This window comes from Mariniflexile litorale (genome assembly GCF_031128465.2).
GTDB lineage: Bacteria > Bacteroidota > Bacteroidia > Flavobacteriales > Flavobacteriaceae > Mariniflexile > Mariniflexile litorale.
This window is the reverse complement of sequence record NZ_CP155618.1, coordinates 2,960,857-2,976,013: the sequence shown is the minus strand read 5'-3', so window position 1 is coordinate 2,976,013 and position 15,157 is coordinate 2,960,857. Positions and strand designations below refer to the sequence as shown.

Sequence of the window (15,157 nt, the reverse complement as noted above, 5' to 3'; positions counted from 1 at the left end):
TAGGATTTGCATTTTGGGCTTGGAAAGTACAGAATGCACTGAAAAAGGCAATAAAAAAGGTAGTACGTATCATAAGTTAGTATATAAATAGAAGCAGACAAATTGCCTGCTTCTATAATTATTAATGTATGTGATTATAATCTACTTCATTAGTACTTTAAACTGTTGTTGCACATTATTCACTTTAACAGTTAATAAAAGTATTTGATTATTCCCATTTAATTCCCCTAAATCTAATGATAAGCTTTGGCTTCCATCTATTTTAAGATTATTGTAGTTGATTAAGTTTCTGCCTAAAATATCATAGACTTCTATTGAAACATCCTTATCAACTAAAGAACCAATAAATTGTAATATTACGTTTCCTTCTGTAGGGTTCGGATATAACCTTACTTGTTTAATAAGTTCTTGATCAATAATACCCAATGGTTTACCATCTCCTATATTATTATCTAACGCAAATACTATAGTTGCAGAGGCGTTAAATGTAATCTCTTTTCCACTTGCATCTATTTGTGAAGTATTACTTCCGCTAGGATGTTGTACAGAAAAGAAACCATATTTATAATCGGGAGTAAAGGTTAAACCAGTAGGCTCTGAGCCTGAAGGCATAGAAGCAAATAATGCTACATTTGGATTACTTTGCGTATGATCTGGACGCACGACCCATATGTAATTTTTACCCCCATCTTGAAGTACCCAAAGATTTCCTTTATCATCAAAAGTTAAATTATCATTTCCGTCTGCCCAAGCTTCTGACTGTGTTCCATTTTCTGAAGTAATATCATAATTCATTCCACCTACAAAGGTTTCAAAATCGCTTAACGTATCTCCATTATCGGTAAATCTATACACACGACTTAAACCCTTAGCAGCAAAATAAATTTGACCCGTTATTGGGTTAATTTCAACATCTTCTACACCGTTAAAAGCAGTACCTCCAAGGTTTCCTGCAATAGTGCTTAAGTTATTTCTATCAGCCTTAGTATCATTTGGAACTTCAATCCAAGTTCCAGTTGAAGAACTTGGGTCGTTACCAGATAAGGCAATATCCATATGTAAAACATATACAGTACCTTCTGTAAGATTGCCAGGCGTATCCATTACATATTTATACACACAATGCGTACCACCATCTTCTCCGTAATAGGCCGTTGTTCCGTCATTGGTAATAACCACATTTTCATGATTCATTCTACCCATAGCCCATAATTTATCTTTTTGTCCATCGTTATTATAATCTAAAACAGATGCTGTTACTGGATCAATTTCAACTAACCAACCTACATCTTGATAGCCATCTCCATTAACGTCTCCAGAATTTGTACTTTCTTCTGCCGTAACTACGGTTCCCCAAGGTGTGATACCTCCAGAACAGTTACGTGTTGTTGTTACTAAATCTGTTCCGTAAAAATCTATAACCTGACTTTCATCAACTTCCCAAAGTTGCGTGCTTGTATTTAGATTAACATCTAAGATAGATACACCACCTGGAGTATTCTCATGATTTACAGATAAATAACCTTTTTCACTACTGCCTTCAATAGCGACATAAGCCGTAAAGTCATTTGTACCTGGCATATTTCCTCCACCTAATGAATATGGATCGCTTTCTTTCATAACAACCTGAAAATGATGTTCAGGAGATAAAATTAAGTTGCTTGTTTGAGAAGTCGGTTTTATGGAAGTTAAACAACTTATGTGCTCGTTATCACATACTATCGCTAAATCTTGTGTATTCTGTATATACAAATCGAAACGTGTATCTGAACTTGACGCATTGGATTGATGAATTTCTACAGCAATACGGTTAGTACCCTCTACAAACATATTCTTAGCAACAGTAGACGTATAGTAAATATTTTCGTTAATACCATCTATGGCACTACTTGCTGGAGTTCGATAATTGACAGTTCCTGCTGGCATATTGTTACGTAATACTTCAACACCATTAATATAAATAATAGCCCCGTCATCTCTACGCAATCCTAATTCTACCAAATCCGTTAATTCATTTAAAGACACATCAATATCTTTTATGTAATACGTGGTAATGTATTTATTACTTGCATCAGGACCATAAGACACTTCTGTGTTCACAGGATCTCCATAGCCGAATGGTGCAAAACCTCTGTTCCAAGGAAAAACATTATAATCTAAAGCTAACCAATCTTTGCCCAAATCTGTGCCTTCATCTAAAACGTACCATTGTTCATCTTTATGTAGAGGGTAATTAGTGGGTATAATAGCTGGTAACTCATAATTTACTTCCATATCAAAACGAACATCAGAACTTGTTCCGTTGTTTTGATGCAATTCAACCGCTATAACATTTTCTCCATTTTGAAGTAAGTTCGCTGTTTTTATGGTTGTCCAAGCATTTTCAGCATCTCCACTTATTTCTCCTGCAGCGAACATATCGTAAGTAACTTCTCCTTCAGGCATATTTAATCTGAAAGCTTCGATACCGTTTACATATACAATAACCCCATCATCATACATCACATTGAAAAGAAGATTGCCAATAATATTTATATCTTCTACATTAAAAATGTGACGAAAATAGTAGGTTGGGTGTTTTGCTGAATTATCTGTACCAAAGTCCAAGGTTGTACTTTCTATACCATCTCCATAGCCTAGAATGGCGTTTCCGAATAACCAAGAACTATCATCAAATGTTGATGCTATCCAAGTTGTTCCTAGATCTTGTCCTAAGTCATTATATTTCCATAATCCACCCGATACAATAGGAAAGTTTCCTGTAGGATATTCATTAATATTTTTCCAAGCTAAATATAAGGGTTGCTCTTTACCAAATACGACTTCATTAAAGGTAATGATATTATTTTCCTTTAATCCTGATGCTACTATCTCAACAGCAGTTGAAGGATCTCCGGATAATAAATAATACTCATTAGCAATAAGTTCTACTTGGTTTAATTTTTCAAAAACTTTTGAAACATCTACTTTAACAGAACCTGACGCTATAAACAACGCATCTATTTTCCATCGACTATTTAGGTATAAAATATTAGTTTCAGCAGATTCAACTGTTGGTAATATTTCACCTCCTATTTCTTTAGAAAAAACAACATTACTATTGTGATCTGTAATAGCATCTGCTAAATACATCCCATTAGAATCATCATTCTTAAGACTCCAACTTCCTACTACTTGATTGTTAAATGGTGCTTCTACTACTCTTACAGGACTTGTAGCAGGAATAATATCTGCATTTGCGTACGCTATTTCCACTACAGTATTCCCAGAATTAACAAGATACCCACTATCATCTTGGTTAAAGGTATAGTTGAATGCTAAGTCTACATCTGTATCAAGAAGTGTTTGGTGCATATTTGCTATAATCTCTTCTTGAGTTTTAGCTTTAGTCCAAATTCTTAATTCATCCATAATAGAATTTGATTCGCCATTATAATTAATGGTTCTACCTAAGGCAAAATCCCACGTGCTATTTGGAGCATAGGCATCAAAAACATTGGTTGCTTTTAATTCCCCATTTACATAAAGTTTTAATTCCTTATTAAGAAGAGACACTGTAACCGCAATATGATTCCATTCTCCAATATTTAAGGGGGTTCCTGATTCCGCTTTATTCCAACCAGAACCATTAGTACCAAACACAGCGTTAACAGAATTATTACTAGGTAGTTCTAATGAAAAACCTGTAGAATTACCATTAATTCTTCCATGATTAGATAATAAAGGAACATTTTCCTTTGGATCTTCTGTTAATTTAGTCCAAAGTTCAATAGTAAAATCTCCTGCTAATATAGGTTCAATAGTACTTGTAGGAATTAGAACTTGGTGTCCTCCTTGGAGATTTAAAGCACCTCCTTGAGCAAGAATAGCCGCTGCAGTATCCACTTGGTAAGCAATAAAATAAATGCCATTACCAATCTCAACATCACTAAATGTTACAACATTATCTGTAACTGTTAAAGTAGAAGCTACAACTTCGTATGCGACCTGCGGATCTCCTTTAATTAAAATATATTCACCAACAGTGGCCGCAATCATCTCTACATTTTCAAAAACAGCAGACAAGTCAATTGAAATATCAGTAGTGGTAATATTCATCGTATTAACATTCCATCCACCCGCTATGTAATGCGTATCTTCTTTTTCAGCATTTGGTAAGTCTAATATTGTATTATTACTATCTCTACCAAAAACAATGTTTTCAATATAGCTACTAATTGTTGTTCCTACATACATACCACTAGCGTTTTCGATAGTATAACTCCAACTTGCAGATATAATATCTTTAAAATCGACAATAGATTCTGCAACAGGACTCGTAGCGGCTATAATAGAAGCACTAGAATACGTAACCTCATTTACATTTGTTCCGCTATTTTCTAACAGTCCATTATCATCTTGATCAAATGCATAATAAAACTGAAGGTTTTCGTCTGTTATATCTAATACGCTATGCATATTTGCTACAATTTCTTCTTGTGTTCTCGCTTCTGACCACATACGAAATTCATCTGCTACAAAAAGAACTTGACCACCATAACTTAAACTTCGGCCCAATGCAAAATCCCAAGTATTATTTGATACATAGGTTGAGAATGCCGTACTTCCTTCTAGCTGACCGTTAATATAAAGTTGAACTTGACCTCCTGGTGTAGTACTCACAGCAATATGATTCCATTCTCCAATTTGAATAGCTGTTGCAGAAGTTACTTTCGTCCAACCAGAACCATTATTTCCATAAACAGCACTTAAGGTATTATTCGCTTCCAACTCTAAAGTAAACCCTGTAGAATTACCACTAATTCTTCCATGGTTAGAAAGTATCGTTTTATCACTTGGATCTGCTGGTAAATTTAACCATAACTCCAAAGTATGCGCTCCGCCCAAAACAATTTCAGGTGAGGTGTAGTGAATTTTAACATCATGTCCATCAACTAAGGCTAAAGCGCCTCCCCTGCCTGGAACAAATTCACCTTCTTCCCATGCCAAATAATATATTGACTCTTCGATATTTATATTATAAAAACTAATGCTAGTACCATCAAAAGTACCTTCATCTACCATAGTAAAGTCTGTTTCACCGTCGTTTTGTTTCAATAAATAATAATGCCTTGCTGTTGCCGAAACAGTACTTGCTACTTCGCCTAGTGTTGCTTCTAAATTAAACTTGATGGTTGCAAATGGCGCATTTAGCGGGTCTACTTTCCACCCTCCATGTAAATACTGCACCTCAGGCCTATTTGGGACTTCAGAAATATCTGTATTATCTATTTTTCCTACAATGATATTACTTGTAAATAAATTAGTATCACCAGTAAAACTTAAACCATGATTAGTACTACTATTATTTTTACTCCATTTACCTGAGACGAAATCTTGATACATTGCTGGAATGTTTCCTACAGGGGCTGTTGCAGATGATAATGCAGCAGAAGTAATATCCATTTCATGATTTATAGTACCGGTACTGATAATAGTTGTTGCTGTTGCAGGTGTAAAATCATAATACAACTCTAAATTTGTCTCATCACCAACTAATGGATAATGTAAAGACCGTGCTATTTCTTCAGTAGTTAAAACTTTACTCCAAATGCGCATTTCATCAATGTTTCCTTGGATGGCACTTCCATAATTAGGACTGTATCCAAGTCCTAAACCGAAAGTATTAGGATAATACCCATTATATGCCATTTCGGTTACAAAAGTACCATTAAGGTAATATTTGATTTTACCGCCTACTTCTGCAGAAATCGTAATATGATTCCACTCGCCAACTGTCCAAGTATCTCCTTGATTGTCTATTTTATCCCATCCAGAACTATTATTTCCAAAAACAAAGTTTAATTTATTAGTCGCTGAAAACTCAAAAGAAAGTCCTGTGGAATTTCCGCCAACTCTACCATGTGTAGAAAAAATAGAGGCGTTACTTGCTGGGTCTGCATTTAATTTTGCCCAAAATTGTACTGTAAAATTATTTGCAAATAAAGCGTTAGAAATATCCGAAGGTATAACTGTTTTCTGTGTACCTGATAAGGTTAACATGTCTCCACGATTAGAGACGATATCGGCATTTTCTAAAATATCGTTATCCGAAATTAATCTCGCATATAATTTTAAATCATCGATGCTTCCTAAAAATTGTTTGCCTTCCACGTTGTTTCCAATTCTTAAATCTGCATGAGATGCTGTAGAAGAGGATACATTATTCCATGTTTGAATTAAGAACCCATTATAGTACAAGGTTAATTTTTTTCTTACGTTGTCATATTTCCAGGTGATGTATGACCAGCTATTTTCTAAAACACTATAGTTGCTTTCATGTGTAACTCCCATAGCGTGATCTTTATAATTTAAATTTCCTTTATTAGATATTCCAAAAGAAACCCCTGAAGTTAGGGTGGCATCTGAAACTATAGTTGCACCTTTAGACGATATGTTACTTGGATTAACCCAAAAACTCAAACTATAAGCTTTATCATAAAAATTCAATGCTGTGGAAGCAGGGATAGAAAGCTTTGTATTTTCAGAAAACACTAATGCACTATTTGCATTATCGTCTTTGTCTACTCCAAAGCTATAGTTAGAGGCTTCCAGCACATGACTATATTCTGAATTATCAACCACTGAATTTGTAAAATCTAAAGATAATTTATAGGCATCAGAATTTTGACTTGTTAACATATTTTGATGTACCACTTCTTCAAAGAACGTCGCACCATCAAACCCAACATATTCAAATTTTATTCTTCTATCGCCTTCTTCTCCATATACATTTGTTCGCACATACCCGTGCTTCACACCGGTAAGAATATCGTTAGATGCACTATAATTTACATTATAATTCCCCGCTTCTCCATTACCTCCAATATCAGAATTAATATTACCAGACATAATATCGTACATTGGATATTTTGTGTCGCCTTCACGTACCATAAAACGTTGGTCATGTATATCAGCACAATAAGAAACGACGCCGTTAATATTATTGGTCTGAATAAATTCTAAAAATTCATCGGCTTGATTACTCACACTAAAGTTTCTTCCGCCAACTTCTCTAAAAGTTGGCGTACCGTTAATAATAATTTTAAAAGTTGCTTTTGAATTAAGCAGTCCTTTTTTTAACCACTCTAATTGCTCATCTCCAAAATGGTCTGCAGTACCATCTCTATAACTTCTATTATCTGTTAAGAAAAACTCTACATCCTTATAAACATAAGAAGAATGTAAACCGTCACCTTCTATAGTATTTAAATATTCAGGATTTGGCCACCAGTCTTTAAATATATCTCGCATTTCTGGCAATGTAGCCATCGTTTTATCAAACTCATTAGGTCCTGTATCATGGTTGTCTGTAATAGATAACTGTGGCATAGCCATGGTTAATTGATCATGAAACTTTCTGTAAAACATATAACGATCAAATGCCATATCTTTATTAGCCCAGTCATCTATTGCATCGGGGCACTCTCCATTAGCATGCTGTAATCCCAAAAGGTAAGTGGCATCACCTAACCAAACCATAAGATCTGCATCTTCTGCAGCCATATGATTAAATAGATCTGGGTTACCATTAATATGTGTTTTAGATTCTGGTATATCTATACAACGAGATGTATCGTAAATTCTTCCGCATCCACCTGCTAAAAATCTAAAATCATCGATCACATTTTGATCGTTAGTAATGGATGAGATTCTTGCAGAAGCAATGCCGTTAACTTGCAAACTGGCAGTATAAGTTTCACCTACTGATAAATTATCAAATTCATAAGACCTTAGGTAATACCCTATTCTGTCGTCAGAATTAAAAACTGTGCCGCTCAGCTCTGTTGCTTGAGCTTGAGAACCCGTCATGGATAAGGAAAGAGCATCTCTTGATCCTGTGTTACTTTTAGTAAGTACCCACACTCTAACCTTGTTTTCATAAACAGGACTAAACATAGGACCAAATACCAAAGAATCTCCTGGAATGATGGTTTGAGCTTTAAGCTCAAAACTCATACAAAGAGAAAAAAACAGTAAAATAAATAGTAAACTTTTTTTCATTTTGTTGTGTTAATTTTTTTTTTTTTGGATTAAAAATATATGCCCAAAAGTAAGTTGAGTATCTCTGCTGAATTTTAAGAAAAAATCATCTGATTGTTAAGCTTAACTGATTACTTAACGGTTACTTAATAAACAAATTTTGGTATAGTGTATAAGGGGGTTTGCATGAAGAAAAATGAAGCCAATTATTATTTTAAAGAACTAACAAACAAAACGTTATATAATGTTGTAATTAGCAACACGTAAAGACTAGGTTAAGGCAACCTGAATTTTCTTCACAATAAGTTTACAATAAAATATTTAGTTAGAACTGCCTTTAGGAATATCATTCAAAGACGTGATAAAAGCTATAATATCTTGTATTTCTTCTTCGGCTAAATTTAAAGGGGCTGACCCTAACGTCTGATTTGGCACCTCATAAGTTAAACCTACACCTTGTGCACCACCTAAATTATAAAATTCTAAAACTTCCTCTAAAGTAGTATAGGCGCCGTTATGAAAGTATGGAGCAGTTAATGCTGCATTACGAACTGTAGTTGTTTTAAAGGATTTATTGAAAATATGCTGATTATCTTTACTTAAACCATTTTTTATACGTCCAGAATCGGAATCGACGGTATAAGAACCTGGACTTTGCAAAACTCCTAAAACTTCGCTTTCATTTTCTTGAAACAATGGAGGGACTAATCCACTAAAAGTTGGTGCAAAATGGCAAGTGGCGCAATTCGCTTTTCCCATAAATAAATTAAAGCCTCTTTTTGCGCTACTGCTAAGTATAGTACTTTCTCCACGTATGTATTTATCAAAATCACTATTGAAAGATCTTAAGGAGATAATGTAAGATGCTAAAGCAGATGAAAATTGATACCTATTTATGGACTCTGAATTATAAATATCCTTAAATTGATTTTGATAGGCCTTGTCGATATTTAGTTTTTTTACAACCTCTATAATACTGGTATTAAACTCTAAGTGATTATCGATAACATGTTCAGCTTGATCTTCTAAATCAAAAGCTCTTAAATCGTAAAAATATCGATCTGAAAAAACCGAATTTATTAATGTTGGCGAGTTTCTACTCAACCTTGTTCCAACTACGATTGATTTAGACGTTTTTTCGCCGTCTGAATATGCGCGATTTGGATCATGACAAGTAGCACAACTTATTGTATTATTTTTACTTAAGTTTTTATCAAAGAATAATCGTTCTCCTAATTGTCTTAATTCTGGACTATCTTCTTTCTTTTTTAATTGGCTGTAATAATAAGGATTCAAAAAATCATCAGCAAAAATATTATCACTTAATGCATTCCAAGATGGTGTCTCGTTATACTTTTCTGCTGACGTTGGTATCTCTAATTCTTGTTGCAGAAGCAATAGTTCTTTATAAAGTGGATTTAAATATGATTTTATAAAAACCAATCTATCAAGTGTATCAAAATCCTGATGTCTTTTAAGAAACTTTTGTGTGTCTTTAAATGTTTTTTCTAAAGACACCTTATGAATAGAACTCGCATGGATTAATGGTTTTAAAATTTCTTCTAAACCATATAAAGATGCAGAAGCTTCTTCTATTCCATTTAAAGAACCTGGTGTATCAAAACCTGTTATCCCTCTACTTAATATTCTAATTAAATCTAATCTGGATAATTCAATAATTTCAAAATTAAAATAATACTTCCTTAATATTAATGTCTTTTGTAGTATTTCAAAAGACACCTTAAGTTTTGCCGTTAACTTTAATAATTCGGACTTAGAATTAAACGCTTCTTCAGAAAACAGCAATTCGTCTATGCGTTGTAAACCAACAGGAGCTAATATGCTAAATTCTTCACCACTATAATGACCTGCTTCTAACATATCTAAAGGCAAAGAATTTTTATAATTCTCTATAGAACCCAGATAGTAGTTTCCGTTTTCAAAATCGGCACTAGTAGACAACGGTGACACATGATCTAAAGGTGCACCGTTAATGTAAGCATTTATGTGTTCTGGAAAATAATAAGTTAAAACACCTTCTATTCGCTTAAAGGCTTTTCTGGTATTCAGGCATTGCTCTTGAACTTCTTTTATAGAATTCTGAGACGACTCTAAATCTATCACAACCGTATTAAGAATATCTATTTGTTGCTCTAATTTCTTTAATTCTGATTCTATAAAAATTTTATAATAGTCATTATAATCATTAGAAATATAGGTATTATTGTCTTGATTTATAAAGCCAAAACCAAAAAGGCCTAATATCATTAAGAAATGTAGCGGTTTTTTGAAAATTTTCACTAAAAATTTCATGCTTATTTCTTTAATGCAGGATTATCACTCAATGCCTTCATAAACAAGATTAAATTTGCTTTTTCTTTTTCGGTTAAGAGTAAAGGTTCAGCTGGTAATGTTTGATTCACAACTTCTAAACCCAGACCAGCACCTCCGCCTTGATTGTAAAATTCTACAACGGCTTCTAAAGAACTATACGCACCATTATGAAAATACGGAGCGGTATACAATGTATTTCTTACTGTCGTTGTTTTAAAGGATTTTTCATAAATCCAGACTTCCTCCTTATTGATACCATTTAGGATTCTACCTCTATCCGCATCTACTCCTTTTTCAGGTTGATTTTCTGTATTTAAAACACCCAGAATTTCGCTTTCATTTTCATTATAAAATGGAGGTACAAGACCTGAGAATGTTGGCGCAAAATGACAGGTTGCACAATTGGCTTTCCCCATGAATAAATTAAAACCTTGCTTAACTTCTTCTGATATGTTTTCGGTTTCACCTCTTGCATATTTATCAAATTCACTATTAAAAGAACTTAATGACAATACATACGACGATAAAGCTTTAGAAAGATTTTGGCGTGTAATTCCTTTTTTTCCAAAAATATGTTCAAAATCTTTTTGATAACCATTATCTTCAGTTTTCAACTTTTCTAAAATTGAATTATACCCAGTATTAAATTCTGAAGGATTAAATATAACGTGCTCCGCTTGTTGTTCTAAAGAAAATGCTCTTAAATCATAAAAATAGCGATCTGCATAAACCGCATTTAATAATGTTGGAGAATTTCTTAACACGGTTTGTCCTTGAATACTACTCATTGATTTCGAAAGTCCATCAGCAAATCCTTTTTCGGGTTGATGACAACTCGCGCAACTCATATTATTTTGACTACTAATACGCTTATCGTAAAAAAGCTTTTCCCCAAGATTTTTTAAAGCTTTGTTATCTTCACTTTTTGTTAGTTCGGTATAACTATAAGGATTTAAAAAGTTAGCATCAAAAATTGATTCGCTATCTCTATTCCATGCGCTTATATATTCTAAATTTTTATCTAAATTTTTAGTTTGAAAATATTTCAACTCCTTATATAAAGGATCTAAATAGTTTTTTAGAAAGTGTAGTCTACCAAAACTTTCAAAATTATTATTATCATTTAAAAACGTAATGGATGTACTAAAAAGTGTTAGACAACCTTTATAGTTTTCATCAGCTGGCTGATTTGAATACAAACTCTTAAAATAAGACTGCATAGCCTCTAAAGAAACTTTTGCTTCTTCTATAGCATTTAAAGATCCTGGTGTATCAAAACCTGTTAGACCTAAAGTAAAGATTCTTATCAGTTGCAAACGCATGACATCTATGGAATTGTCTTTTTGTATGGGGTCAGCGTAAAGACGATCGTATAAGGTCAAATACTTACTTTTTAATCGCTTAGTAAGACCATAAATCAAATTACCTTGCTCTAAAGAATCATCTGAATATACAAGCTCATCTATAACCTGCAAACCTTCTGGCTCTAAAACCGATGTTGCATTTTCAAATTCTACACGCAACAAGGGTGCTCCATTAATGTGCTTCTTAACATATTCAGGATAATAATAGGCTAAATAGAACTCAATTCTTTTAAACTGTAACCTCGACTTAGTAACAGACAGTTTTAAATTTTCAATGGTTACTTCTCCTTCTTGATACATTTCTGCAATAGCATCCATTTCGGAAAAAACTTTATAGGTTTTCAATAATTCATTCTGAATAAAAGCATCTTGTAAATCCTCTTTATTCTTAAAATCGAATGATATAAATAACTCTAATAAAAATGCACTACTCACAACAAGATAAACTTTAAAAAAAGATATTGACTTAAACATTTACTTATTTTATAAGTCAGCAAACCTATTAAGGCTATATCAATTTGTAGTCAACCCTAGGTTAAGAAATGTTTATATTAAAAACGCTGTACTTGCTTATGAAAACACATAAAATTCAATCTATTTTTTCATAACCGTAAACCTTTAGGTAGTCAGAATATTCAGTTTTAATTAATTCATTAATAGAAATATTAATTCCATGTGCTATTTCCGCCCACTGTGTTCCATTACTTTCATTTTTAGATGCGTCTCTAATATTTTTTTCAGAACTTACATACGCCAATGTTTGTTTTCCTATTGTGAACTCTGATCTATAATAAAGTGTAATTTAATTTTTATTAATTGCTATTACTCCCATAACCACCCTTATGAAGGAAAGGACATTAGCTAATATCCTATTAACTCAATACATAATTATAGCAACTCAAATGAAAATCAGGTTATACGTGAAAAAGAATTACCTTATCTTGTTGGGTATTTTTAAATATAAGGCTTTTTGAAAAGTGTTATTCTGGGTCATGTTGAGCTTGTCGAAATATTTAAACTTCTTGATAATCAATATCGGTTTCGACAAGCTCAACCTGACAAAGTAAATAAAATACACTTTTCAGACAGCCTCATCGTTTGGTTTTTATTAATTACACTATTAAAACGGATCATTCAGCCCACTAATACGAATCAGTTTTTTATTTACAAACTCTTTAATCCCTAACTCTGATAGTTCACGACCAAAACCGGAGCGTTTTGTGCCACCAAAAGGAAGATCGGCTTGTGTCCAGGTAGGGTGATTAATAAATACCATTCCCGTATCAATCTGATCCGCTATTTTTTTACCTCGTTCAACGTCTTCCGTAAATATGGAGGCTCCTAATCCAAAATCAGAATCATTAGCCAAATCTATGGCTGCCTGTTCATCTTTCACCACATAGAAGGATGCCACTGGTCCAAATAATTCTTCATGATAGGCAGCAATACCAGGTTTCAAGTCGCTAAGTATAGTTGGTTCCATAAAAGCACCATCACGATTTAAACGCTTCCCTCCTAACAATACTTTTGCCCCCTGATTAACAGAACGTTTCACTTGATCTTCTAAATGAACTGCTGCTGCTTCACTACTTAAAGGGCCTAATTCTGTTGCGGGATCCATCGGATCACCTACTTTCATTTTTGATAACTTAGCCTTAAACTTTTTAATAAACTCGTCGGCAATAGCTTCCACGGCAATAAACCGTTTGGAGGCTACACAACATTGCCCGTTGTTATTCATCCTTCCAACAACTGCCCACTCTACTGTTTTTTCCATATTGGCATCCTCAAGTATAATAAACACATCATTACCACCTAGCTCCAGCACCACCTTCTTCAAATGTTTTCCGGCTTCCATGGCAATACTTGCACCTGCTGCTTCACTTCCCGTTAAGGACACCCCTTTTATTCTTTTATCAGCAACCAATGCAGATGCACGTTTGCCTGGTATGAATAAATTAGTATACAATCCTTCGGGAGCTTTTGCCTCTTCGAATAGTGCCTCGATTGCAGCAGCACATTGAGGTACGATAGAGGCATGCTTAAGCAAAATAGTATTCCCCACCATTATATTGGGAGCAACAAACCGAGCTACTTGATAGTAAGGAAAATTCCATGGCATCACACCTAATAATACTCCAATGGGACTATTTTTAATAATGGCACTTCCATGTTCAGGATTGAGTATTTTACTACCAAGAAACGCTTCTGCATGATCTGCATAGTAATCAAAGATATCGGCACTCAAATCAATTTCTCCTTCTGCCTGGGCAAGGAGTTTACCCATTTCTAATGTAATAGTTTTTGCGAGTTCCAATTTTTTAATTCGCATGAGTCTAGCTACTTTGTGTAGCAAATCAGCTCTTTGCTGATAGCTGGTTTCTTTCCAATGAGTAAAAGCTATTTGAGATTTCTCTACCTTAGCGTCAACGGCCTTCTCCGTCATTTCTTCAAACGACTTTACTGTTTTATTTGTATTTGGATTAACTGTTTGAATGGACATATTAATTAAGTTTTTAATTATTTAGTATAAAGAAATATTCCTATACTATTTTGAAATCATTTTCAAAAAGATGCTTCAATTTCATGGCTAGGAATGGCTAAGCCAAATATTGTGCTCATACGAGGCACAGCAAAAATGCTAGCTACTACTCTTGAAATCGGAGCTACAATGGCTATTCCTAAAGTAAATAAAACCGTAATTTCCAAAAGCAAGTCTTGATGTTTCCCCTAAAGAGTAATCTTTACTTTGACAATTTCAGAGATTGATAAACTCGCATTTACGGCAATGGCAACTAAGAAATAAACTATAGTGCAAATTATTAATGAAATAATAATTGACCTTCCACGGTTTTGTGTGATTTGGTGGCTACCTAACTTAATAACACAAAAATACCCACGCCGATTATTACACCGATACCCAATGCTACAGCTCCTTTTAAGCTCAGGCAATTTTTTTGTATTGCTCCACCGTTTAATTTGCTGTTTTTAATAAGTGTATATTTTCTTCAAAAAGATTAAAGATTTTCAATCACTGATTTTAGCTTAGATTGAATCTCTTCGGCTATTTTAGCCAAATCTTCATTTTCAACGGATTGCATGGAAGCCATTGGATTGACAGCCGCTACTTCAAAAATTCCCGTTGAAATTTCCTGCACAATCACATTACACGGCAACATGGTTCCAATCTTATCCTCAGCTAGCAATGCCTTATGCGCATAAACAGGATTGCAAGCTCCAAGTATTTTATATCTCTTGAAGTCTATTTCTAGTTTATTTTTTAGCGTTTCTTTTACATCAATTTCTGTTAAAATTCCAAAACCTTCTTTTTTCAGCTCCTCCGTAACCTTTTCAATTATTTGGTCAAAATTTCCGTTTAACGTTTTATTGAAATAGTATTTCATCGTTTCGTTTATTTTTAAATTATTACTTATTTA

General features: G+C 33.7%; 6 protein-coding genes. All 6 read right to left on the bottom strand.

What is annotated here, in order from left to right:
• Window positions 1-141: 141 nt before the first annotated feature.
• Window positions 142-8,043 carry a LamG-like jellyroll fold domain-containing protein gene (locus QLS71_RS12365; RefSeq protein WP_308990884.1) on the bottom strand — a complete coding sequence of 2,634 codons (7,902 nt, stop codon included), beginning with the start codon at window positions 8,041-8,043 and terminating at the stop codon, window positions 142-144.
• A 300-nt stretch (window positions 8,044-8,343) separates the two neighbouring features.
• Window positions 8,344-10,335 carry a cytochrome c peroxidase gene (locus QLS71_RS12360; protein WP_308990885.1) on the bottom strand — a complete coding sequence of 664 codons (1,992 nt, stop codon included), beginning with the start codon at window positions 10,333-10,335 and terminating at the stop codon, window positions 8,344-8,346.
• A 2-nt stretch (window positions 10,336-10,337) separates the two neighbouring features.
• The gene (locus QLS71_RS12355) at window positions 10,338-12,194 is read right to left on the bottom strand and encodes a cytochrome c peroxidase (protein ID WP_308990886.1); all 1,857 of its coding nucleotides are present in this window, start codon (window positions 12,192-12,194) and stop codon (window positions 10,338-10,340) included.
• Window positions 12,195-12,309: 115 nt separating this feature from the next.
• The gene (locus tag QLS71_RS12350; RefSeq protein WP_308990887.1) at window positions 12,310-12,477 is read right to left on the bottom strand and encodes a hypothetical protein; all 168 of its coding nucleotides are present in this window, start codon (window positions 12,475-12,477) and stop codon (window positions 12,310-12,312) included.
• A gap of 363 nt (window positions 12,478-12,840) precedes the next feature.
• Window positions 12,841-14,223, bottom strand: coding sequence for an NAD-dependent succinate-semialdehyde dehydrogenase (locus QLS71_RS12345; protein ID WP_308990888.1), 1,383 nt, complete (start codon window positions 14,221-14,223; stop codon window positions 12,841-12,843).
• A 514-nt stretch (window positions 14,224-14,737) separates the two neighbouring features.
• Complete coding sequence (locus QLS71_RS12340) at window positions 14,738-15,124, bottom strand: DUF302 domain-containing protein (protein ID WP_308990889.1); 387 nt, start codon at window positions 15,122-15,124, stop codon at window positions 14,738-14,740.
• Between the last annotated feature and the right edge of the window lie 33 nt (window positions 15,125-15,157).

Excerpts from the sequence above, each read along its gene's own strand:
- QLS71_RS12355 (WP_308990886.1), bottom strand. The coding sequence starts at position 12,194 with ATGTTTAAGTCAATATCTTTTTTTAAAGTTTATCTTGTTGTGAGTAGT.
- QLS71_RS12360 (WP_308990885.1), bottom strand. The coding sequence starts at position 10,335 with ATGAAATTTTTAGTGAAAATTTTCAAAAAACCGCTACATTTCTTAATG.
- QLS71_RS12340 (WP_308990889.1), bottom strand. The coding sequence starts at position 15,124 with ATGAAATACTATTTCAATAAAACGTTAAACGGAAATTTTGACCAAATA.
- QLS71_RS12365 (WP_308990884.1), bottom strand. The coding sequence starts at position 8,043 with ATGAAAAAAAGTTTACTATTTATTTTACTGTTTTTTTCTCTTTGTATG.
- QLS71_RS12345 (WP_308990888.1), bottom strand. The coding sequence starts at position 14,223 with ATGTCCATTCAAACAGTTAATCCAAATACAAATAAAACAGTAAAGTCG.